Here is a 22,346-nt window from a genome sequence, read left to right on the forward strand (position 1 = left end):
CCGTTAGCGCCCTACCGAAACCGATCCCTATTACACATACGCCCGCTGGTTCTTCCCTTCCATCCAGTTCATGAATGCCTTGTTCACTACTTTATTACCTCCGGGGGTCGGGTAGTTGCCCGAGAAGTACCAGTCGCCGAGGTGATCGGGGCAGGCCACATGCAGGTTATCGAGGGTCTGGAAGATCACCTCTACTTTGGCATTGATATCTTTGGGGGTAATGATCTTTGCGATCTTATCAGAGATCTCCTGGTCGGTAAACGGTGCGTAAATATTCTGAACATAGTTATGCGCCTGTCCTTTTGCCAGCCGCTGTGCAGCTTTACAGCTTTCGTAGGTCTGGAAGATCACGCCTTCCATGTCGCGTTCGCGGAGCAGCGAAACGGCCGCCTCGAAGGCGACAAAATCGCCCATGCGCGACATGTCGATCCCGTAACAGTCCGGGTAACGGATCTGCGGAGCGGAAGAAACCACTACGATCTTTTTCGGGCCCAGGCGGTCGAGAATGCGTAAAATACTTTGTTTCAGGGTAGTTCCGCGAACGATGGAGTCATCCAGTACCACCAGGGTATCTTCTTTGCGTTTGATGAGGCCGTAAGTGGTATCGTATACATGGGCCACCATATCCGAGCGGTCGGCATCCTGTGTAATGAACGTCCGCAGCTTGGCATCTTTAATGGCGATCTTCTCCACACGCGGCGCCATGTTCAGCATTTCCTCAAGCTCCTGGTCTGACACCTTTTCATCCCTGTTCAGAAGCGTTTTTTTCTGGAGATCCTTTATATGCTTGTGGAGTCCTTCCACCATCCCGTAGAACGCGGTTTCGGCAGTATTGGGAATATAAGAAAACACCGTGTTTTTGAAATCGTGCTTCACCGCTTCCAGGATCTGCGGGCACAGCAGCCTGCCCAGCTGTTTACGCTCGCGATAAATGGCGGCATCGCTTCCGCGCGAAAAATAGATCCGCTCAAACGAGCACGAAAGCTGTTTTGGCGAAGGTTTGTGAAATTCCTGTTCGGAAACGTGGCCATTCTTTTTCACGATGAGCGCATGACCCGGCTTTATTTCCTGGATCAGCTCAAAAGGAATATTAAAAGCCGTCTGGATAGCCGGCCGCTCAGAGGTTACCACCACAATTTCGTCATCCACGTAATAAAACGCCGGGCGGATCCCTACCGGGTCGCGCATTACGAACGCATCGCCATGCCCGAAAATCCCGCTGATGGTATAACCACCATCCCAGGTTTTTGCCGACCGGCGAAGGATCTCGCGCACATCCATGTTATCGGCTATCTTATGGGTGATCTCCGCATTCGAGTACCCTTCTTTTTTAAACTGGTCGAACAGTTCCTGGTTTTCGGCATCTAAAAAGTGCCCGATCTTTTCCAGGACGGTTACCGTGTCTGATTTCTCCTTTGGATGCTGACCAAGCTCGTAGAGCTGTTCGAGCAGTTCATCTACGTTGGTCATGTTAAAATTCCCCGCGATAACGAGGTTACGCGCCATCCAGTTATTCTGGCGCAGGAAAGGATGGCAGTTCTCGATGCTGTTCTTTCCATGGGTACCGTAACGCAGGTGACCCATGAGCACTTCACCCGTAAAGCTTATGTTCTCTTTGAGCCATTCGGTATCTGCCATCAGCTCAGGACTAACCGCCTGTACATCTGCAAATTTCTTCTGCACATACTCGAAGATCTCCGAAACGGCTTTGGCACCCATCGCCCGGTGACGGCTTATATAGCGGTTTCCCGGCTTTACATCCAGTTTTATGGTGGCTATCCCTGCTCCGTCCTGCCCCCGGTTGTGTTGTTTTTCCATAAGCAGGTACAGCTTGTTCAGGCCGTATAAGGCCGTTCCATATTTCTGCTGATAGTAAGAGAGGGGTTTTAACAAACGGATGAGGGCGATGCCGCACTCGTGTTTAATTTGATCACTCATAGACTGATGGGTAATGAGTATGCAAAGCTAAGGATTAAATTAGCAAAAAGCGAGTATGTTGAAAACGTGACAATTAAATTAGCTAACAACCGTCAACGGGAGCGAAAAGCTGAACGTCGATCCTTCTCCCTGTTCCGACTCCACCCAGATGCGGCCTCCTGCCCGGGCAATGATCTCGCGGGAAATGTAGAGACCGAGTCCAAGCCCGGGAAACGTTTGTTGTTTGTCGCCGCTTACGCGATAGAACTGCTCAAATACGCGCTCTTTCTTATCTCCGGAGATCCCGATGCCAAAATCCTTTACGCTGAGGGTGATCCCGCCATCGGAAACACGACTGCTTACAATGATCTCGCCGCCGGCAGGCGCATATTTAATGGCATTGCTCACCAGGTTGGTAACTACCTGGCCCAGGCGGAACTTATCACCATACAGCATCACCGTACCCGCAAGGCGGCCTATAACGACATGCCTGGTGGTGGTACGCTGCATATCTTCCATGATTTCGCTCACCATTTCGTTAAAATCGAAGGCATCATTGTTAAACTGCAGCTTGCCGGTGTGGATCTTGGTTACGTCCAGCAGGTCGGAGATCAGGTTGGTAAGGCGATTCAGCTGCTGGTCCATTTTTAGCACCATATCCGCTTTGCGGGAATCGCCGCTCCTGCGCAACATCTGTTCGAGCACCTGGGTATATGCCTTGATGCTGGTAACGGGTGTTTTCAGTTCGTGACTGGCAATGCCCAGGAAGTCGTCCTTTTGCCGCTGCGTCTCCTTCTGCTCGTGGATATCGGTAAGTGTTCCGGCCCACGAAACGATCTCACCCTGTACATTATAGACTGGCAGCGCAGCAGATAAATGCCACCTGAACACGCCGTCGTGCCGTTTTAACCGCAGCTCCATGCGATGCGGCCTGCGTGCCGCTACATCGTCCATCCATACCTTGTCGGCCATTTCGCGGTCGGCTGCCGCGATAAAAAGGCCTGTATTCAGTGTGCCCACACCCATACGCGGCAACCCGGTGAAGTCGTACCATTTTTGCGAGAAATAGTCTACCCTTCCCTCCGGCGTAGTGGTATAGGCGATCTGCGGAAGACCTTCGAGTATGCTGGTGAGTTTCTCGGCACTCTCCCGAAGTTCGTTCTTTGCCGCATTTTCTTTGCGAAGATCGCGGGCAATGGTGGCGCGGCCCTGCGGTTTCCCCGTTCCTGGATCGTACACGAACATGGTAGTGGCGTGTACCGGGATCGACTCGCCGGTAACAAAGTGCCGGTACGCGATCTCGCCTGTCCACCGGCCTTTTTCGGTCAGCTCCCTGTTTATAGATACCTGCACTTTCTCCAGCTCATCGGGCATTACGTACTCGGTATTTATGCGCATGATCTCTCTTGGATCCGTCGCGCCGAGCATCCGCTGACCGGCTTTGTTTACATAAGTAACGCTGCCATCCAGGTCAGAGAGGCTTATGAAGTCAGAACTATTATCTACGAGGAAGAGCAGTTTTCGTTGTTCCTCGCGGGAAGAGAGCTCCGGGCGCAGATCACGTATGGTGGCGCCGCGGCCGATGGGCTCGCCGGTGAGCTTATCATGGATGATCACAAAATCGGCGTGACAGGGAATGATCTCGCCCGTTTTAAAATGCCGCACATGAATGGTGCCGCTCCATTTCCCCTCGTTTAGCAGCTCAGGCATTACCACGCCGCTCATCCACTCGAGGTTGCGCGGATCATAAAAATCGCGGGCCTTAATCCGGGAGGTATCTTCGTCATGCCCGATGCCTACCAGTTCCCTGCCGGCCTTGTTCAGGTAGATCAGCTTGCCATCATAGTTGGTAACCGCCATGTAGTCAGGGCTGTTCTCTATCAGGGAGATCAGTTTCTGCTGTTCCGCAACAGCGGCCATCTCGGGGCGCAGGTCGCGCATGATAGCCCCTACGGCCACTGCTTCGCCGGTAACCGGGTCGTCTATACGAACAGTGCTGTTATATACCGGGAAGACCTCCCCGGTTTGCAGGTGCTTTAACAGCATTTTTCCCGACCATCGGCCGGTATTGAGCGTTGTGGGTACCACTTCATTCTCTACCTGCCCGAAATGTTCGGGGGCATGAAGTGCGGTAACGGGCGTTTGGATCACTTCGGCAGGGTCTTTGAAGCCCAGCAGGTCCATTCCGGCCTTATTGAGGTACGAATTGCGCCCATCGAGCTCGAGGATAGACATCAGCTCTGCGCTATTTTCTACCAGGGCAAGCAGTTTCTTCTTTTCCTGGTCCTTGTATACTTCCTCGCTGATATCGCGGGTGGTACCCGAAAAGCGATAAGCTTTTCCATCCCTGAAATAGGCCTTGCCTTTATTATGGATCCAGCGGTGTTCTTTTGATCCCGGCACGCCGGTACGAAATTTAATGTCATAATTGCCGTCGGAAGCGGGATTAAGCGCGCTATCCACCGCCTGTGTTACTAAAGAAAGATCGTCGGGGTGGATACAGGTTCGTATCTCCGCATAAGTGACCTGCCGGTCCGGCGGAAAACCGTAAAGCTGCCTGCAGCGGTCATCCCAGGTCACTTGGCCGTTCACCGGGTCCATGTCCCAGGTACCAAGCTCGGCCGCCAGCAACGCAAAATGGATCCGCTCCTCGGCCTTGATCAGCAGCTCTTTTGCCCGCACACTCGAGGTAACGTCCACCGCGATATTGAGAATACCGTAGACGTTACCGGCAGGGTCCCTCACGGGCTTATAAGAAAAATTGAAATAACAAGGTTGGATCACGCCGTTTACCGGCAGGTCTACACGCTCCTCTTCTACGAAATACGTTTCGCCACTGGCATATACCCGCTGCAGGCGCTCCGGGAACGGTTGCCCGTCGGGGCCAGGAAGTACTTCGCTTAGTTTTTTCCCGATCACTTCCCCGGTTTTTCCCCATAAATTAAGCATGGCCTCGTTTGCGAGGGCGATGGTCATCTCCTGTCCCGTATACAACGCGGCGGGCATGGGAGCCTCGAGAATGAGGGGACGAAAATGGAAATCCTGCTGCTTAGGTTTCATCGGCTCTTAAAAATACACTTTTTAAGCTTTTCGCAACAGTTATCCCGGGAGGTATGCAGTGATGAGCTGGGGAAAAATGCCAACTGCGAGTAAAATAAGCATGATGGCGAAAGCGGTATACACCAACAGGCCGTTTTTCGTAGTGATCGTCACCGCGGTATCGCCGCTCCTCAACCAGGCATTTAGCGGGATCTTCAGGTAATAGAAAAGCGAGATCACGGTAGTAACTGCGCCCGTAATGAGCATAGCCAGGGGCAAGAGTGCATGCGTGGCCCTGTACTGCCCCCACACGGAGCTAAATATCAGCAACTTACCAATAAACCCGCCTGTTGGGGGAATACCGGTGAGGGAAATAAGCACTACCACGAAGATAGTGAACGCCAGCGGGAACCTCTTGCCCAGCCCGGCGTAACCCGTTGCCGTAACGGCATTTGCGCGCTGCTCTACGTAATCGGCCAGCATAAAAGCCGCCATATTCATTAACGCATACACGATCACATAAAAGAACATGGCGCGAAAACCGCCGTGGTCCAGCGATACAAATCCCATCAGGATGAAGCCGGTATGGCCGATGGACGAATAGGCCAGCATCCGCTTGATATTATCCTGCCAGACCGCAGAGAAATTCCCCACGACCATGGTCATAATGGCAATGACTGAAATGGTGTTCTTAAAGTCGAAAAAGCGATGTCCTTCGGCGGCTACGAAAAAGGTCATCAGGAAGATAAGCAAGAGGGCGAAACCGGCAATCTTAGGGCCGGTTGACAGGAAAGCGGTAACCGGCGTTGGGGCTCCTTCGTACACATCGGGGCTCCAGAAATGGACGGGCACAAAAGATAACTTAAAGCCGATCCCTGCCAATACCAGTGTAATGGCGGTTGCGGAGCTTAACGACGGGACATTTTCGAGACCGCGCACCATTATTTCTCCCAGGTCGAGCGTGCCGGTAAAAGCGTAGATCAATGAAATTCCGTAGAGCATGATGGCCGAACATGCGCCGCCGAACAGGGCATATTTTATGGAGGCTTCTGCCTGCCTGCTATTCCCGGAGATGTAGCCCACCATGAGGTAGGAGCCTACAGACACCATTTCTACCGACAGGTATACCATCAGGAGGTTAATGGACATTGACATAAAGCTCATCCCCAGCACCACTACGAGTAGAATATTATACAGGTCGCCGGTACCTTTTGCATGCTGCTGCAGCTGCCGGTTAAAAAAGCAGAGCACCAGGAACAGCAATGCAACGCCATAAAACACCAGTTTAAACACGTTGCTGAACACCGAAGAGAAGATCATCCCGTAAAAAAGCGGATCGGCAGGAAGGTCGTCGCCCGCAGCAAGCGTTAACCAGGCTGCGGCGCCCAGCCCGGCGGCAGCGCAAATAAGCACCGCATGGCGGAACCGGCGGGAGAAAAATAGGTCGATAATAACGCCAAGCAAGAAGGCAGCTACAAGTGCGATCTCTGGCATGAGGTAGCGGATGCCGCCGGTAACCGCACTGAACGTTCCTGTTATATCCGGGAATTGCTGATCCATGCGGTTAAGGGTTTACCAGTTTGACCAGGTCGAGCACAGAAGTGTTGATCTGTGTGAATACCACACCGGGCAGGATTCCCAGTAACAACGCCATCGCCGCGAGCGGAACAAGGGCGATCTTTTCGCGGATCGTTACATCTGTGAGCAACAAACGCCAGGGCTCGCCGCCCGATAGTCGCAGCTGCCCGAAAAACATTCGCTGTAATGTCCATAACAGGTAGGCCGCGCTTAACAGGATCCCTACGGAACCACCCAGTGCCATCCAGCGCGGGATAAGCCCGTTTACGCCTGCTGACTTAAACGCACCGGTGAGGCTGAACGCCTCCGCGATGAACGCCGAGAATCCCGGCAGGCCCAGTGACGCGAAGAATGCCACCATGATGAAGAACGTATACTGCGGCATCAGTTGCGAGAGTCCCCGGAAATTGGCGATCTCGCGGTCGTGTACCCGGGTATAGATCACGCCGACGAGGAAGAACAACATCACGGACAAGAATCCATGGCTGATCATTTGCATCATTGCGCCGCTGATCCCCTCCGCGGTTACCGAAGCGATGCCGAGCAGCACAAAACCCATGTGGGAAACGGAGGAATAAGCCACCAAACGTTTCAGGTCGCGCTGCGCCAGCGCATTTAAAGCCCCGTAAATGATAGACACTACCCCGATCAGCCCGATCCACCACGCATATCCCAGCGCGGCTTCGGGAAAAATACTGTAGCAGATCCTGATGACGCCGTAGCCGCCCACTTTAAGCAGGATACCGGCAAGTACGATGGAAACGGGTGTAGGCGCTTCAACGTGCGCATCGGGCAGCCATGTGTGTAACGGAACGATAGGCACCTTAATGGCAAATGCAACAAAAAGAACGATAAATGCCAGCGACCGCGCCGGGATCCCGAGCAGCAACTGACCGGAAAACTTAGCGAATAGCGACCCATCCACATAGTTTGCCGGGTTCATCATATGCACCATGTTAAAGGTATGATCGCCGGTAAGCGGGTCTTGCACCGAAAAGTACAAACCCACCATGATAAGCAGCATAAACACCGATCCAAACAGGGTATACAGGAAAAACTTGATGGCTGCATATTCCCGTTTTACACCGCCCCACATCCCGATAAGGAAATAGATCGGGAGCAGCATCAGCTCGTAAAACAGGTAGAAGAGAAAGAAATCCATCGCGGTGAACACGCCCATCACAGCCGTATCCAGCAGCATGAAAAGCGCAAAATAACCTTTAAGATTGGTTGTTATCTCCCAGGAAGAGAGCACGGCGACAAACATCACCAGCGACGTAAGCAAGAGGAAGGGCATCGAGAGGCCGTCGATCGCAAGGAAATAGTCGATCTGCAAACGGCTGTCGCCGCCAACATTTAGCTGTATCCAGGAGAGTTTCTCTGCAAACTGGAGCGTGTGCTCGTTGTTCACCCCGCCCAGCGAGGGGTTAAACCGCACCCATACCAGCACACTGAGCAGCACCTGTAAAATGGTCGCCGCCAATGCCACGTACTTATACCTGGATTGCAGGGATGCCGGGAGCACCAGCACGATCAATCCGGCAACAAGCGGTGAAAAGACCAGTACGGAAAGCAGATTCATATCATCTTACAAAAAATACGTAAACATAAAAAATAAGAGCACACCGGCTACCGTGGCCAGCAGGTAATACTGTACCCTACCGTTTTGAAAGTTCCGGGTAAAGTTGCCGATCGTTTTCGAGATACTTCCCAGCCCGTTCACGGCGGCGTCAACGAGGTAGCGGTCTGTCCAGCGCGACACAGCCGACAGCGACAAACCCAGGCTGCCGACGGCATTTACCAGGCCATCCACCACTTTTTTATCGAAACCGAACAGGATACGCGACAACAGCACGACGGGCTTTACAAAAACCGCCAGGTATAATTTATCGAAGTACCAACCATTCAGGGCAAACCGGTAGAGCATCCCTTTATCGGTAAAGATATTCCCGCTGCGGTTTCTTCCATAGCAAAACCACGCGAAAAAAACCGCCGCGGTCCCGCCAAGGCTTACCAGCACCGGTACATAGGTATGATAGGCCCCTGCTTCCACAGCGTTTAAGTAAAAGCCTGCCATGATCCACGCGCTTTCAAACGAAACCGGGTTGACCGAAAACAGCGGAAAAAGGCAACATAGGGCGAGGACGATCATCGGCCAGCGCATCGGCGCGGGCGCCTCGTGAAGTTCCTCCTGCCCGGCAGGTCCAAAAAACACCTTAAAGATGAGCCGCGCCACATAAAATGCCGTAAGCAAACTGGTAACGAACAGCAGGTAAGGGATCACCGAAAACACATTTTGCTCCGCCGCGCCCCATCCGAAAGCACTCACGAGCACCGCATCTTTTGAGAGGAAACCGGATGTACCGGGAAAACCTGCCAGGGCCAGCGCCGCGATTGTCATGACGATAAACGTAACCGGCATCTTTTTCCGGAGCCCTCCCATGTTGCGAATATCCTGCGGATCGGTGGTATCGCCGCTTTTAGCGTAATGGTGCTGCAGCTCATGGATCACCGCACCGGCCGATAAAAACAACAGGCACTTAAAGAACGCATGCGTCGCCAGGTGGAACATAGCACTTTCGGGCGATCCCATTCCTATGGCGGCTATCATATAGCCAAGCTGCGAAATGGTCGACCAGGCCAGTATCTTTTTAATATCGTGCTGCGCCAACGCGATAGTGGCGGCCATAAACGCCGTAAACGTGCCGATCGACGCGATCAGCAGCAGCACCGTTTGATCAAACAACGGGAACACCCGCACCAGCAGGAAAACGCCGGCAGCTACCATCGTGGCTGCGTGGATCAGTGACGAAACCGGCGTTGGTCCCTCCATGGCATCCGGAAGCCAGGTGTGCAACGGGAATTGAGCCGATTTGGCCATGGCACCGAAAAAGAACACGGCACCGGCAATGGTAAGCCACGCTTGCGAAAGCTGTCCCGTAGCGCCTACCCATACCCCGCCGATACGCGGCGATGAAGCCACCAGGCCATGATCACTAAAAAGAGTTACCAGGTCGAGCGTATGGTACTGGCTGAACAGGACCATAATACCGGCCAGGAAACCGATGTCGCCGATCCGGTTGATGATGAACGCTTTTTTATTGGCAAGCACGGCCGCCTGACGGGTGTTCCAGAAACCGATAAGCAGGTATGATGAAAAGCCCACCAACTCCCAGAACAGGTAAATGAGCAGGAGACTATCGGCCACAACCAGCGCCATCATCGAAAAGCAAAACAAGCCCAGGCAGGTCCAATACACCGGTAAGCGGGGATCGAGCTTCATATATGCCGCAGAGTAAATGTGTACCAGCAGGGAAATTCCCGATATAAGGAATAACATAAGCACCGACAGGTTATTGAGCAACACCCCTGCGGTAAAAGTGAGGTCGCCGATAGTGAACCAACTTATTTGCCGGTGAATTGCCGTGTGGTCCCAGGTGGTATAAAAAACAAGCGCGGAGAGGACAAAGGTCAGTACGCTGCCGGCGATAGCAATGCCGCTTCCCCTGTTACGTTTAGAGAAAGTGTAGGTCGCTATCGCGCCGAGCAACGGGATAACCGCCGCCCCGCACGCAAGCATAACTGTACCATCCAGGTTTAGCGTTGCGAGTCCCACCCTAATCTCTTAATTCGTCGATCTTTCCAGGATCGATCGTTTTATAATATTTATACACGTTCAATATGATCGCCAGCGCCACGGCCACGCCTGCTGCTGCAAGTACGATGGCAAAAAGCGCAAAAACCTGTCCGCCAAGCTTTGCTTTATCGTATTTGCTGAAAGCGACGAAATTAATCACCGCTGCGTTGATCATAAACTCGATACCGATAAGCACCTGGATGGCGTTTCGCCGGGTAAACACGGCATACAACCCGATGCAGAACAGCGCTGCGCTGATCAACAGGTAATGTTCCAATGGTATCATGTGCTTTCCTTTCCTTTCCTTGCAAGATGAGCAGCGCCAATAAGTGCCATTAACAGGAAAACGGATGCCAGCTCGAATGGAAGCAGGTAATTGGTCATCAGCCGGACGCCCAGCAGGTGGATGGTATTGTCGCCGGCGTTGAGCATACCAGCCGGGAACAACGACATACCAGACGGTGCGGCCAGTTGCAGGCCCTTAGTACTTATTGCTAATACCGTGAATACGCCTGCCGCTACGATCCCCGCGGGAATATTGGTAAGCATAGATAATTTAGCAGCCGCAGGTTGGCGCAGGCTGTTTAACAGCTCTTTATTCGAAAGCATAAACGCAAACAACATCAGCACCAGCACACCGCCAACGTAAACGATCACCTGGGTTACCGCCACGAAATCGGCGAGCGAAAAAACGTACAACCCGGCCAATGCAAACAGCGTTACAAAGAACAGGAACACAGATCTTACCAGGTTAGCGGTCAGCACCACCACCAGGGCAGAAATAACCACAACACCGGCCAGTATGTAACAGATCAGCTCTCCCGGGTTCATGCCTGTCCTTTTTTTAGCGCCGCAGCCTTCGCGGCCTGGCGTTCTGCCTGCTGCTTCTCCAGCGCTTCCCGTTTTTCGTGGGCTTCTTCTGCCGTCATGTCCGAAAACTGGTAAATGAGGTCGTTCATATTGGTTACGGTTTTATCGTACTGGTCGGTCATTACGATGCATTCCGTTGGACAAACTACCGTGCACAACCCGCAATACATACATTTAGCCATGTCGATATCGAACTTAGCGGCGTACAGCCGTTTGGTTGTTCCGTCGGAAGTCTGGCCGATCGCTTCTGTTGCTTTGATGCTTTCGATCTCGATACAGTCAACCGGGCATATTTTGGCGCAGAGGTCGCAAACAATGCAATCGTCCATTTCTACATCCAGCTGGTACCTGCCCACCTCGGGCACCGGCAATTTCTGGTGCGGGTATTGTATGGTGGCGATCCCGTTCTTTTGATCGAAGTAATTGGCGCTCTTAATGCCTACTACCTTCCGGCTCTCGCCAGCGGCAAATAAATGCCTGAGGGTAAGGGAGAGCCCTTTCCAGGAAGTACGAAAACCAGCGAATATCTTTCCTACCATTTTTTATTCAACTACATCGCGCGCAGAGCTGTTGGCTGATGGCCGTTAGCTCCTATCGCGCTTCACATCACGGCCAGCCTCCAGATCCCCGAGATCAGCATACAGGCAAAAGCCACGGGCGTTAATATTTTCCAGCACAGGTTCATTAATTGATCTACGCGTAACCGCGGAAGTGTCCAGCGGATCCATATCTGGGTCCCTACCAATATGATGGCTTTCATTACGATCCAGCAAATCCCCCAGGCCGTTCCGGTCGTCCAGTCGGCAAGCCGGGCCGGGCCGATATTTGGCAGGGGTGTGTTCCATCCGCCGAGAAAAAGTAATGCGGCGATCATGCTCACCAGGAACATCATCGAATATTCAGCCAGGAAGAAGAACGCAAAGCGGATCCCCGAGTACTCGACGTGAAAACCGGCGACCAGCTCCGATTCCGCTTCCGGGATATCGAAAGGTGCACGGTTACACTCGGCTAGCGAGGCGATAAAATAGATCACGAATGCCACGATAAGGTGCGGCGCCTGGAAGATGTTCCATGCCAGGATCCCACCGGTATGATTTACCGTCCAGATGCCCAGGAACTTAATGGGATGCGCGGCCAATATGCCTTGTTCTGCCGATACTTCCTGCAGGTCAAGGCTTTGGGAGATCATTACCGCGGCGATCACCGACACGCCGGCCGGGATCTCGTACGACACGATCTGCGCCACCGAGCGCATCGAACCGAGTAATGCATATTTATTGTTGGAGCCCCATCCGGCCATTAATATGCCTACAGTCTCCACAGAAAGGATCGCAAATATGTAAAACACGCCCAGGTTCAGGGAGACGGGAACTACTCCCGGCGCCCATGGCAGCGTAGCAAAACCCATATAAACGGCCACATAGATAATAATGGGCGCCAATGTAAAAAGCACCTTATCCGCCGCGGATGGAATGATAAACTCCTTATGAAGCATCTTCAAAATATCGGCAAAAGGCTGCAGCAACCCGAATTTCCCTGTTTCCATGGGTCCGAGCCGGTCCTGGATAAATGCAGAAACTTTGCGTTCTGCATATAGTGCTACCAATGCGAAAATAGCAGTAAAAGCAAAAAGCAGCGTGGCAACCAGCAGATATGTCAGGTAGAAGTTCAATGTTCCAAGTGCGCAAACTTAATCAATCAGCACGAAAATGATTAAAATTAATCTATCTGTTATGATGATTTCCAATTGTGATCAAATTTATTGCGAGGGGCTTCGGCAGCTCCCGACAGCGACGTGTTTATACCACGAAGCCGCTGGTGTCATCCTGAGCTTGCCGAAGGAGGACGCTTCGGCAGGTTCCCGACAGCGACGTGTTTATACCACGAAGCCGCTGGTGTCATCCTGAGCTTGCCGAAGAAGGACGCTTCAGCAGGCTCCTCACCAAAAGACCGTCAGTTAATAAAAAAGGCGGCCCGTAGATGGGGCCGCCGTAAAAATCGTTAACGCTGCGATTACGGTTTCTTTGCAGAAGGCACCGTAGCAGTTGAAGGAGTTGCTGCAATGCCAAGTTTCGTTTTAACAGATGCGATAATGTCCTCGCCGCCGTCAAAATAAAGCAGCGACTGCTGCTGGGTATCGAAAACATAAGCGAACCCTTTTTCTTTCGCTACCGCTTTGATCGCGTCCTGTGCCTTATCATAAACCGGCTGATAAAGTTCTTCGCGTTTTTTCTTCAGCTCTTCATCGGCTTTGGTCGAAGCGTCCTGTATCCTTTTTTCCAGGTCCTGGATCTCGTTAGCCAATGTAGCAAGCTCTTTGTCGATCGATTCTGCGTTAGCCTGGCTCCTTGTTTTTGCTTTTTCCTGGTAGGTGGTTACTTTTTTCACCCTTTCGCCGTCCATCGTTTCAAGCTGAGTTTGTTTCTGCTTGTAAAATGTCTGGTAATTTGCATCCGCGGTTTTTATTTCGGGCATCGCCGCGAGAAGCTCCGCCGAATTAATGTGTGCAAATTTTTGCTGAGCATTCCCCTTATTTATTCCTAAGAATAACCCTGCCGCCACTACTCCTACTTTGATTAAATTTTTCATGTACTGTTTGAATTGTTTATTTGTATTGTTTTGCTTACTTACTTTCTATGAAGGTACCCGGTTTATACCCGAGCCTGGTGATCACATCATTGCTTACGTCCAGGCGCGGACTGATATATAACAGGGTAACCTCACTATTTTTATCGATCACCATATCCAGCTGCCGGTTTTCGGCTACCGCCCGTACGGCTACGGCTACTTTATCCTGGATCGGTTTGATCAGCTTATTATTTTCTTTATACAGGTCGCCCTGGTAACCGAATTTCATGCTTTGAAAATCCTTGGCAGCTTTTTCTTTGTCGATGATCTCGTTCTCGCGGCGCTTGCGCATCTCGTCCGAAAGCAATACCTGGTCCGCCTGGTAAGCCTTGTAAAGCTTCTCGATCTCGGCAAAACGGGCATCTACGTCTTTTTGCCATTGTGCAGACAGCGCATCCATCTGCTTTTTCGCGGAATTGTATTCCGGGATGTGTTTCAGAATGTATTCGGTATCAACATATGCAAAGCGCTGTGCAAACGACCCTGCCATGATCCCAAAGATAAATGCGATGGTTAAAAGAAATTTCTTCATCATTAAAATCCTCCCATTTGTTGAGCGATACTGAAGGTAAGACGCTGCTGGCCGTTATCCTGCACCCCACGGATCTTGTCGAAGGGAATGCCATAGTCGATACCCAATAGGCCAAATATAGGAAGAAAAACCCTTGCTCCCACACCCGCGGTACGACGTACGTTGAATGGCGTAAAATCTTTGAACTTGTTCCAGGTATTGCCGCCTTCGGCAAATGCCAGCACGAACATGGTTGCCGATTGGCTTACCGTGATCGGGTAGCGAAGCTCCAGCATGTACTTGTTAAAGATCGGGCTGCCAGAGGCCTGCGCGATACCCACGTTGGAGCCTACGGGGATCACCGAGTTGTTGCTGTAACCGCGCATGGCGATCACCTCAGATCCCTGCAGGAAGTCGAATCCCTGCATACCGTCGCCGCCCAGTTTAAAGCGCTCGAATGCCGACTGGCCGACCGCCTTGTTATAGATCCCCAGGAAACCGAACTGTGCCTGCGCCTTCAGCACCAGCTTACGCGATGGCGGACCGGCGATACCTACGAACCATTGCGACTCGAATTTCCATTTATGGTATTCGGTAAAGCGATATTTCTCCTTATCGGAAGCTGTTGCGTAGTTGGTGTTGTTCAGCAACGAGTAAGGAGGCGTAGCCTGTATGGTAAATTTGATGTTCGATCCCGAGGTGGGGTAGATCGGCGCATCCACCGAATTCCTGCTGATCTCCTGCGAAAGGTTAAAATTGTAAGATGTTCCGTTAGAGAACAGGAAGCCCGGGTAATTTTTCAATTTATACTGCTGCAGGTTAACCGCGTATGTTAACTGGAACAGGTCGTCTGGCCATTTCAAACGCTGGCCCAGGCTAAACGTGATCCCGTTCAGGCGGATGCGGTACAGCTGATCATCGGTATAACCGTAGTAATCGGCGTAATCGCTGTTAGAGCTTAACGAGGTGAACGCGCTGATGCCGAAGTAAACCGGTTTCTTTCCGCCGAGCCATGGCTCGGAAAAAGAGAAACTGTATGACTGGTATGATTTACCGTTCGTTTGACCGCGAATGCTCAGTTTCTGCCCGTCGCCTTTAGGAAGCGGTTTCCATTCCTTGAGGTTAAACAGGTTCCTGGCAGAGAAGTTGTTAAACGTAAGCCCCAGGGTACCGATAATACGGCCGCCGCCGAAACCGCCGGAAAGCTCGATCTGGTCGGAAGGCTTTTCAGCTACGGTATACTGGATATCTACCGTCCCGTCGTTATTCGGCATCGGCTTGATGTCCATTTTTTGCTCATCGAAATTACCCAGCGAAACGATCTCGCGCTGCGTACGTACAACCAGTTCCTTATTAAAATATTGTCCCGGTTTGGTACGGATCTCACGCATGATCACCTTGTCGTTGGTGATCTCGTTGCCTTTTACCACCACGCGGTTAATGGTGTATTTCGGTCCTTCGTACATCCTGATCTCGAGGTCGATGGTATCTCCTATGATGCGGGTCTGTACCGGGTCGACGCTGAAGGTCAGGTAGCCGTCATTCAGGTAGAGCGACGATACATCCTGACCGCTGGGGCTGCTTCTTAGTTTCTTTTCGAGTTTCTCTTCGCTGAAAACTTCACCCTTTTTAATTCCGAGGATCCGTTGAAGGACACTGTCGGCGTACTTTGCGTTACCAGCCCACTTAATGTCGCCAAAGTAATACTTGGGACCTTCATGAAGCTTAATATGGATATCTACCGTTTTGTCGTCGTGGCGCTTTACCGTATCATTAAGGATCTCTGCATCGCGATAGCCTTTGTCCTGCATTTTTGCGATCAGGCGCTCTTTATCTTCCTCGTATTTCTCGCGGTTAAATTTGCCGGAGCCGAAGATCTTGTAAAACGCACGCTGCTTGGTCTTCTTCATGTATTTGCGCAGCGCCGCAGTTTTCACCTCTTTATTCCCTTCGAAGGTAAGGTTCTGCACCTTGACCCGGTTCTTCCGGTCGACCGTTACATCCAGGATAATATTGTTGGCCTGGGTGGTATCTTTTACCTGTTTAATATCTACAGTAGTGTTTAAATAACCTTTATCATTGAAATGCTTGACGATAATATTCTGTACCGTATTTAATAAGTTCTCGTTAACGATCTTCCCGACTTTATCGTTCAGCTTATCACGCACCTCGTTTGTTTTTCCTTTGCTTAAGCCAAGCACATTGATCCTGGTGAGCCTTGGTCTTTCGGTAACGATCACATCAAAGAAAATAGAGTCTGCGCGGATCGCCCCGATCGCCAGCTGCACGTCGTCGAATAATCCCTGGGCCCAAAGATTTTTAATCGCGTTGGAAGTAGCCTCGCCGGGCACCATTACCCGGTCGCCCACGTTCAGTTTAGTGATCTGGAGAAGGATATTTTTATCGAGGAACTGTATACCTACGAAGTTTACTGCGCCAATGATATATTCTTTGGGATTAAGGTAAGTTGGATCATCACCCTGCGTCTGCCTCGGGCGCATTCCACCGGACTGCGGCCGCATCTGCGCCATGCTGAACAGGCTGGAAATGAGCAGGAATAATGTTATAAAAAATCTATTCATCGAGTTTATTTATCGTGCTAAATTAACTTATACAGTTGTTAAAAAGTGTTAAACATTAAAATTCATTGAACCTGCTCGCTGGTCAGGCCAAAGCGGCGTTCGCGTTTTTGGAAATCGATAATGGCTTCCTGCAGGTCGGTACGCCGGAAGTCGGGCCAGAGTTTTGAGGTAAAATACAGCTCGGCATAAGCGAGCTGCCACAGGAGGTAGTTACTGACCCGGTGTTCGCCGCTGGTGCGGATCATGAGCTCGGGATCGGGCATATCCGCCGTGGTAAGCTGCGAAGCAAAGAGCTGCTCGTTGATATCTTCGGGTTGTATCGTTCCTTCCTTCACCTGCCTGGCCAATTTGGTTGCCGCCTGCGTAATTTCCCACCTCGAGCTGTAGCTCAGGGCGAGGGTAAGCGTACATGTTTTATTGTTGCTTGTTTTAGCGATCGCTTCTTCCAGCTCCCGGTAACATTTGGGTGGCAGTGATTTAAGGTCGCCGATAGCATTTAAACGCACATCGTTCTCCATTAGTGTGCGGGTCTCCTTATTGATGGTCGACACCAGGAGCTCCATTAAGGCCGTCACTTCCAGTTTCGGGCGGTTCCAGTTCTCGGTAGAAAAGGCATATAGCGTCAGGTAAGGGATACCGATCTCCACGGCCCCTTCCACGGTATCGCGCACCGCTTTTACGCCGTTCTGATGCCCAAAAATGCGAAATTTGCCTTTTTCCTTCGCCCAGCGGCCATTTCCGTCCATGATCACCGCCACGTGTTTTGGCAATCTCGCTTTATCTATTTGTTCAAGTAAACTCATCGTTCTTCGGCACCAAAGCGGGAGACTTTGATTTCAACCGGCAAAGGTAAGATTTAACCTGAATATTAGTAGGGAATAATGATCGCAGTTTGCCGCCAGCTTTCGGCAGCCAATCAATCAACCACCGGGCATTTATTGGGAATGATCGTATACGTAAGACTAATCCCCATAAACATATAGGTATCGCGTTTACGAAAATCGCCGCGCTGCGTGCCGTAAACGCCGGTATACACGCCGGTTTGCTCTCCTGAGCGATCAGAAAGGGCCACGGCGGTGGCATTGATCAGCAGGGATTTATCCGGGTACCGCCCGCTTACGTCATCGAGGTAATCGGTGAAAGCCGTACGGTAGCCTATCTCGCCGATCAGGCTCCATTTACCTGCTACGTTATATTTAACACCGGCCCCGTAAGGCACGGATACAGCAGCCTTGCGGTAAGTGTCGTTTACGTTCTGCCCTTCCGTCCCGTAAAGGCTTAACTGGTAGGTGTTGCCGTCGTATTTTGTTTTCGGGTTAAAGGTCACCTGTCCCACGCCGGTAAACAGGTAAGGGGTGTACAGTTTGGAACTGAGCGAGGGCACGTACTTAAAGAAGTTAAATTCCAGCTGCAGGCCGAACTCGGTAACCGGCGAAAAAAAGCTCAGGTTACGCTGGCGGTTCTGCGGATCGTCGGAAGCGGCATCATTCGCCCTGACCGTGCCGTGCATGATGTTCAGCTTCAACGCCCATACCGGGTTAAAGTTCCGCTTGATCTGTCCGCCAAAGGCGAGGTCTGTTGCCCGGTGTAACTTTACCGGGTTCAAATCCCCGGCATAGCCGGAACCGCCCATAAAGCCACCGACCTCCCAGGTTTGTGAGTAGGATCGGCCTGGGGTTAAAATAAGCAGGAGGAGGAAGAAGTGAAGTCTTTTCAAATCTGTTTCTTTTTGGAGTACAATTCAGGCGTGTGTAAGGGCTTGGGCGTTATACGTTCAAACGCCTGGCTGCACCGGTGAAAGAGGGATATGAACGTACAACGTCAAACGCCGAACGTATCACCCGATAACCTGGCAGGTACTAGTAATTACGCGTATCGATCCCCCACAGCAACTTTTTCCTTAACGTAGATAAGTAGCTTTCATTATTCAGCCTCACCAGATTAATTTGAAAACCGGCTTTACATACCTTTAGCTGGATAGAATTGCTGATGGTTTCTGTGCGCGAATCGCATGACAGGAGGTACTTGGAGCTGCGTCCTTCGATCTCGAACCTGAGCACATTGGAGTCTGACAGGATCACCGGGCGCACATTCAGGTTATGCGGCGAAACGGGCGTCACCACGAAATTTCCCGACTGGGGGAACACGATCGGCCCGCCGCAGCTCAGTGAATATGCGGTAGAACCGGTCGGCGTAGCTACGATAAGCCCGTCGGCCCAGTACGAGTTCAGGAACTCATCGTTCAGATAGGCGTGAATGATCATCATCGCGGAGTTGTCGCGGCGGTGGATCGTTACGTCGTTCAGCGCGAAATTCTGGCCATCAAACAGGTCGCGGTCTGCCTCTACCGTGAGCAGTGCGCGCGGATCGAGCGTAAACTCCTGGTTCACCAGGTTTCCGATCGCGCGGCGCACATCATCTTTATTGATGCTCGCCAGGAAACCCAGCCGCCCGAAGTTGATCCCGATCACGGGGATTCCCGAGTCGCGGATCAGCGTTACCGCGTCGAGCATGGTCCCGTCGCCACCAAGGCTTAACAGGATATCGGCGTTGCTGCGCAGGTCTTCGCAGCCATTAAAAAACCGGATCGGTTTCCGGAAGGTGATGTTTCCGGAGATGAACCGGTTAAACGCTTCGGCCACGATCACCTCCACGTCAAATTCCGCCAGGGCGTCGAAAACATCCTGTACATAAGGAAGCACCGATTGGTTGAATTCCCTGCCGTAAACTGCAATCTTCATGCGTGGATTTATAAGCTTAGGTAGTTCATCAGCTGATCATACCTGTCGAGTGTTGCATCGTAGCCTTTAATGTCGTTATACGTGGCAATAATCGTGTAATCATACCGGAGGAAGGACGCGACTACTGAAGACAGGTCCGTCCTGCTGATCTTTAAGGTCACCTCCAGCCGGGTTGAATCCGGGAACGTGCGGATATACGAGCTCAGGACCTGCGCATTGTTCGACTCTACGATCTGCGCCATATGCGCCAGCGAATTACTGCGGTTGCTGATCTCGAGCACGATAATGCCGCCAGGCTCTTTTACCGAGGTAAGCGTAGCCATGTATTCTACCAGCGAGTTCATGGAGATCACGCCGAGATAGTTTTTCGAGGGGTCCAACACCGGCACCATACTCAGCTTCAGCAGGTAAACCTGCCGGATCACATCGTAAATATGTTGTTCTTCTTCAACAAAAGCGTTGTACAGGGAAAGGTTCAGGCTGCCGATGGGCTCGCCGTAGTCGGTAACCCCGATCAGGTCATCTTCGCTTACCAGCCCCAGGAACTGTTCGTCATTTACGACAGGCAGGTGGTTCACACGAAACTCGGCCATGCGGTCGAGGGCCTTTTTTACCGTATCGGAGGTCCTCAGGGGCGGTATGGAATCAGATATGAGCTCGCGTGCGACCATTTATTTTAAGAGTACCCGTTTTAAAAATTTATCAACGAACCGGTTAAACAATTCCGGCTGCTCCATCATGGCGGCATGCCCGCATTCATCTATCCAGTTCAGTTCCGAATTGGGCAGTAATTCGTGGAACTCCGTGGCCACATCCGGCGGGGTGATGCTGTCGTTCTTTCCCCAGATGAGGCAAACCGGTATCGTAATCTTATGCAATTCCTTTGCCATATTGTGACGAATGGCCGATTTCGCCATTGCCAGGATCCGGATCACGCGATTGCGGTCGTTCACGGTGGCGAATACCTCGTCTACCAGTTCCTTGGTTGCGATTGCAGGGTTATAAAAAGTGATCTCTACCTTCTCCTTGATAAAATCATAACTTTCCCGCCTGGGAAATGATCCGCCGAAAGAATTTTCGTACAATCCGGAACTTCCGGACAAGATCATCGCCTTGATGTCTTCCGGATTAGACACGCAATGGACCAGGGCCACGTGCCCGCCCAGTGAATTTCCAAGCAGTGTTACCTGCTCTAATTTTTTGTATTTAATGAATTTATGAACATGTTTTGCGAGGCTTTTTACCCCCGTGGTAAGTAACGGGAGCTCATAGATCGGGAGAATGGGAACGATTACACGGTAACGCGGGCTGAACTCCTGGATCACCCGGTCCCAATTACTTAACGCACCCATCAAGCCATGCAAAAGCAAGAGCACTTCTCCTTCGCCCTCATCGATATACTTAAAGCCGTTCTCCTCTATTAACTTATATTCCATGAGCTTGCATAAGGCAATAAAATTAAGTTTTTATACCGGATAAGAAAGAATTTCCCTGAAATGTCAGGATAATAACTCTTTAACCGCCTCCGAAATGGCTCTCCCGTCGGCCTTCCCGGCCAGCTCTTTATTCGCCGCACCCATCACCTTACCCATATCTTTGATGCCTGCAGCGCCGGTTTGCGCAATAATATTCTTAATAATGGCGGTAATTTCATCTCGTCCCAATTGGATCGGCAGGTAAGTCCCGATCACCGACAATTCTTCCTGCTCTATGTCGAACAGGTCGGGGCGGTTTTGCGTTTTATAGATCTCCGCCGATTCTTTGCGCTGCTTCGCAAGCCGCTGCAAGACCTTTATTTCCGCGTCTTCCGTGAGCCCTTCCGCCGCGCCCTTTTCGGTTTTCGCGAGTAACAGCGCCGCTTTTATCGCCCGCAGCCCGCGCAGCTTCACGGCGTCTTTGGATAGCATAGCGGTCTTGATATCCTGGTCGATCTTTTGTTGTAGTGACATGGTTGAATTCTGGTTATGTTAGTTTAGCCAATGACAGAGATTCCCTGTCATCGGATCATTGTTATAAGCGATTATTGCCTGAAAGTGTGCACCGCGTTCGCTTGCGCCGTGGGCATAATAAGCAGGTCGTTGATGTTTACATGCGGCGGACAGGACACCACGTACCCGATCACGTCCGCGATGTCTGCAGCCGCCAATGGCTGAAAGCCCTCGTAAACTTTCTTCGCACGCTCTTTGTCGCCTTTAAAACGCACTTCCGAGAATTCTGTTTCCACCGCCCCGGGATGGATGGCCGTTACGCGGATGAGGTGCGGCAACAGGTCGATACGCATTGCCTGGCTCAGGGAATCAACCGCATGCTTAGTGGCGCAGTACACGTTCCCGTTAGCGTAAGTTTGCTTGCCGGCAATCGAGCCGAGGTTTACAATATGGCCCTTTTTATGTTCGATCATCCAGTTTGATACGATGCGGCTCACATACAGCAGTCCCTTAATATTGGTATCGATCATGGTTTCCCAGTCGGTTGTGTTGCCCTCATTAATGGGCTCGAGCCCCTGGCTGAGGCCTGCATTGTTCACCAGCACGTCTACCTTCTGCCAACCGGCATCGAGGCTGTTCAGAGAGGTTTCTACGGCGTCGCGTTCGCGCACATCGAAAACAAGCGTTTTTATTTTCACGGGGTAAGCTGCCTTCAGCGATGCCGAAAGTGCGGCAAGGCGGTCCGCTCTCCTGCCGGTGATGATAAGATCATAGCCGCTTTTTGCGAACCAAATGGCAGCGGCTTCCCCGATACCGGAAGTGGCCCCTGTAATAAGCGCGAGTTTTGACATGGGGCAAAGGTAATAATCTCTGCGGACAGGAGAAGGTTACGCAGGGGCACAATTCCACTTGCGG

The 22,346-nt window shown here is 51.6% G+C and carries 19 protein-coding genes; all 19 read right to left on the minus strand.

Going from position 1 to position 22,346, the window contains the following annotated elements; all coding sequences use genetic code 11:
* Window positions 1-30 precede the first annotated feature (30 nt).
* On the minus strand, window positions 31-1,938 hold the full coding sequence (locus GS398_RS20885; protein ID WP_160908783.1) for an amidophosphoribosyltransferase: 1,908 nt from the start codon (window positions 1,936-1,938) through the stop codon (window positions 31-33).
* A gap of 78 nt (window positions 1,939-2,016) precedes the next feature.
* Window positions 2,017-4,977 (minus strand): PAS domain S-box protein, encoded by a 2,961-nt coding sequence (locus GS398_RS20890; protein ID WP_160908784.1) that lies wholly within the window; start codon window positions 4,975-4,977, stop codon window positions 2,017-2,019.
* Window positions 4,978-5,016: 39 nt separating this feature from the next.
* Entirely contained in the window at window positions 5,017-6,516 is a 1,500-nt protein-coding gene (locus tag GS398_RS20895; protein WP_160908785.1) for an NADH-quinone oxidoreductase subunit N, read from the minus strand.
* Between the two features lie 4 nt (window positions 6,517-6,520).
* Complete coding sequence (locus GS398_RS20900; protein ID WP_160908786.1) at window positions 6,521-8,116, minus strand: complex I subunit 4 family protein; 1,596 nt, start codon at window positions 8,114-8,116, stop codon at window positions 6,521-6,523.
* Between the two features lie 6 nt (window positions 8,117-8,122).
* A complete protein-coding gene (nuoL, locus tag GS398_RS20905) occupies window positions 8,123-10,114 on the minus strand; it encodes an NADH-quinone oxidoreductase subunit L (protein WP_160908787.1) in 1,992 nt (663 codons plus the stop codon).
* Between the two features lie 37 nt (window positions 10,115-10,151).
* Complete coding sequence (gene nuoK, locus GS398_RS20910) at window positions 10,152-10,457, minus strand: NADH-quinone oxidoreductase subunit NuoK (RefSeq protein WP_160908788.1); 306 nt, start codon at window positions 10,455-10,457, stop codon at window positions 10,152-10,154.
* The gene (locus tag GS398_RS20915; protein ID WP_160908789.1) at window positions 10,454-11,002 is read right to left on the minus strand and encodes an NADH-quinone oxidoreductase subunit J family protein; all 549 of its coding nucleotides are present in this window, start codon (window positions 11,000-11,002) and stop codon (window positions 10,454-10,456) included. Before GS398_RS20915 ends, nuoK begins: the two co-directional genes overlap by 4 nt.
* Window positions 10,999-11,580, minus strand: a complete 582-nt coding sequence (locus GS398_RS20920) for a NuoI/complex I 23 kDa subunit family protein (RefSeq protein ID WP_160908790.1) — start codon at window positions 11,578-11,580, stop codon at window positions 10,999-11,001. The genes GS398_RS20915 and GS398_RS20920 overlap by 4 nt, the downstream gene beginning before the upstream one ends.
* A 62-nt stretch (window positions 11,581-11,642) precedes the next feature.
* Window positions 11,643-12,713 carry an NADH-quinone oxidoreductase subunit NuoH gene (gene nuoH / locus GS398_RS20925; RefSeq protein WP_160908791.1) on the minus strand — a complete coding sequence of 357 codons (1,071 nt, stop codon included), beginning with the start codon at window positions 12,711-12,713 and terminating at the stop codon, window positions 11,643-11,645.
* A 341-nt stretch (window positions 12,714-13,054) separates the two neighbouring features.
* Window positions 13,055-13,630 (minus strand): OmpH/Skp family outer membrane protein, encoded by a 576-nt coding sequence (locus tag GS398_RS20930; protein ID WP_160908792.1) that lies wholly within the window; start codon window positions 13,628-13,630, stop codon window positions 13,055-13,057.
* Window positions 13,631-13,664: 34 nt separating this feature from the next.
* Window positions 13,665-14,201 (minus strand): OmpH/Skp family outer membrane protein, encoded by a 537-nt coding sequence (locus GS398_RS20935; RefSeq protein ID WP_160908888.1) that lies wholly within the window; start codon window positions 14,199-14,201, stop codon window positions 13,665-13,667.
* A 2-nt stretch (window positions 14,202-14,203) separates the two neighbouring features.
* A complete protein-coding gene (bamA, locus tag GS398_RS20940; RefSeq protein WP_160908793.1) occupies window positions 14,204-16,762 on the minus strand; it encodes an outer membrane protein assembly factor BamA in 2,559 nt (852 codons plus the stop codon).
* A 62-nt stretch (window positions 16,763-16,824) separates the two neighbouring features.
* Window positions 16,825-17,565: an undecaprenyl pyrophosphate synthase gene (gene uppS / locus GS398_RS20945; protein ID WP_160908794.1), complete on the minus strand. Its 741-nt coding sequence runs from the start codon at window positions 17,563-17,565 to the stop codon at window positions 16,825-16,827.
* Window positions 17,566-17,678: 113 nt separating this feature from the next.
* Window positions 17,679-18,479, minus strand: coding sequence for a type IX secretion system protein PorG (porG, locus tag GS398_RS20950; protein WP_160908795.1), 801 nt, complete (start codon window positions 18,477-18,479; stop codon window positions 17,679-17,681).
* A gap of 142 nt (window positions 18,480-18,621) precedes the next feature.
* The gene (locus GS398_RS20955; protein WP_160908796.1) at window positions 18,622-19,503 is read right to left on the minus strand and encodes an NAD kinase; all 882 of its coding nucleotides are present in this window, start codon (window positions 19,501-19,503) and stop codon (window positions 18,622-18,624) included.
* An 8-nt stretch (window positions 19,504-19,511) separates the two neighbouring features.
* Window positions 19,512-20,174 (minus strand): CBS domain-containing protein, encoded by a 663-nt coding sequence (locus GS398_RS20960; RefSeq protein ID WP_160908797.1) that lies wholly within the window; start codon window positions 20,172-20,174, stop codon window positions 19,512-19,514.
* Window positions 20,175-20,939, minus strand: coding sequence for an alpha/beta fold hydrolase (locus tag GS398_RS20965; protein ID WP_160908798.1), 765 nt, complete (start codon window positions 20,937-20,939; stop codon window positions 20,175-20,177). It abuts the gene before it with no gap.
* Between the two features lie 63 nt (window positions 20,940-21,002).
* A complete protein-coding gene (locus GS398_RS20970) occupies window positions 21,003-21,452 on the minus strand; it encodes a GatB/YqeY domain-containing protein (RefSeq protein WP_160908799.1) in 450 nt (149 codons plus the stop codon).
* Between the two features lie 71 nt (window positions 21,453-21,523).
* Window positions 21,524-22,282 carry an SDR family NAD(P)-dependent oxidoreductase gene (locus GS398_RS20975; RefSeq protein ID WP_160908800.1) on the minus strand — a complete coding sequence of 253 codons (759 nt, stop codon included), beginning with the start codon at window positions 22,280-22,282 and terminating at the stop codon, window positions 21,524-21,526.
* Window positions 22,283-22,346 lie beyond the last annotated feature (64 nt).

The organism is Hufsiella ginkgonis (assembly GCF_009834915.1).
Lineage (GTDB): Bacteria > Bacteroidota > Bacteroidia > Sphingobacteriales > Sphingobacteriaceae > Hufsiella > Hufsiella ginkgonis.

Coding starts and splice junctions, on each gene's coding strand:
- GS398_RS20885 (WP_160908783.1), bottom strand. CDS start 1,938: ATGAGTGATCAAATTAAACACGAGTGCGGCATCGCCCTCATCCGTTTG.
- GS398_RS20890 (WP_160908784.1), bottom strand. CDS start 4,977: ATGAAACCTAAGCAGCAGGATTTCCATTTTCGTCCCCTCATTCTCGAG.
- GS398_RS20895 (WP_160908785.1), bottom strand. CDS start 6,516: ATGGATCAGCAATTCCCGGATATAACAGGAACGTTCAGTGCGGTTACC.
- GS398_RS20900 (WP_160908786.1), bottom strand. CDS start 8,116: ATGAATCTGCTTTCCGTACTGGTCTTTTCACCGCTTGTTGCCGGATTG.
- nuoL (WP_160908787.1), bottom strand. CDS start 10,114: ATGCTTGCGTGCGGGGCGGCGGTTATCCCGTTGCTCGGCGCGATAGCG.
- nuoK (WP_160908788.1), bottom strand. CDS start 10,457: ATGATACCATTGGAACATTACCTGTTGATCAGCGCAGCGCTGTTCTGC.
- GS398_RS20915 (WP_160908789.1), bottom strand. CDS start 11,002: ATGAACCCGGGAGAGCTGATCTGTTACATACTGGCCGGTGTTGTGGTT.
- GS398_RS20920 (WP_160908790.1), bottom strand. CDS start 11,580: ATGGTAGGAAAGATATTCGCTGGTTTTCGTACTTCCTGGAAAGGGCTC.
- GS398_RS20930 (WP_160908792.1), bottom strand. CDS start 13,630: ATGAAAAATTTAATCAAAGTAGGAGTAGTGGCGGCAGGGTTATTCTTA.
- GS398_RS20935 (WP_160908888.1), bottom strand. CDS start 14,201: ATGAAGAAATTTCTTTTAACCATCGCATTTATCTTTGGGATCATGGCA.
- bamA (WP_160908793.1), bottom strand. CDS start 16,762: ATGAATAGATTTTTTATAACATTATTCCTGCTCATTTCCAGCCTGTTC.
- uppS (WP_160908794.1), bottom strand. CDS start 17,565: ATGAGTTTACTTGAACAAATAGATAAAGCGAGATTGCCAAAACACGTG.
- GS398_RS20955 (WP_160908796.1), bottom strand. CDS start 19,503: ATGAAGATTGCAGTTTACGGCAGGGAATTCAACCAATCGGTGCTTCCT.
- GS398_RS20960 (WP_160908797.1), bottom strand. CDS start 20,174: ATGGTCGCACGCGAGCTCATATCTGATTCCATACCGCCCCTGAGGACC.
- GS398_RS20965 (WP_160908798.1), bottom strand. CDS start 20,939: ATGGAATATAAGTTAATAGAGGAGAACGGCTTTAAGTATATCGATGAG.
- GS398_RS20970 (WP_160908799.1), bottom strand. CDS start 21,452: ATGTCACTACAACAAAAGATCGACCAGGATATCAAGACCGCTATGCTA.
- GS398_RS20975 (WP_160908800.1), bottom strand. CDS start 22,282: ATGTCAAAACTCGCGCTTATTACAGGGGCCACTTCCGGTATCGGGGAA.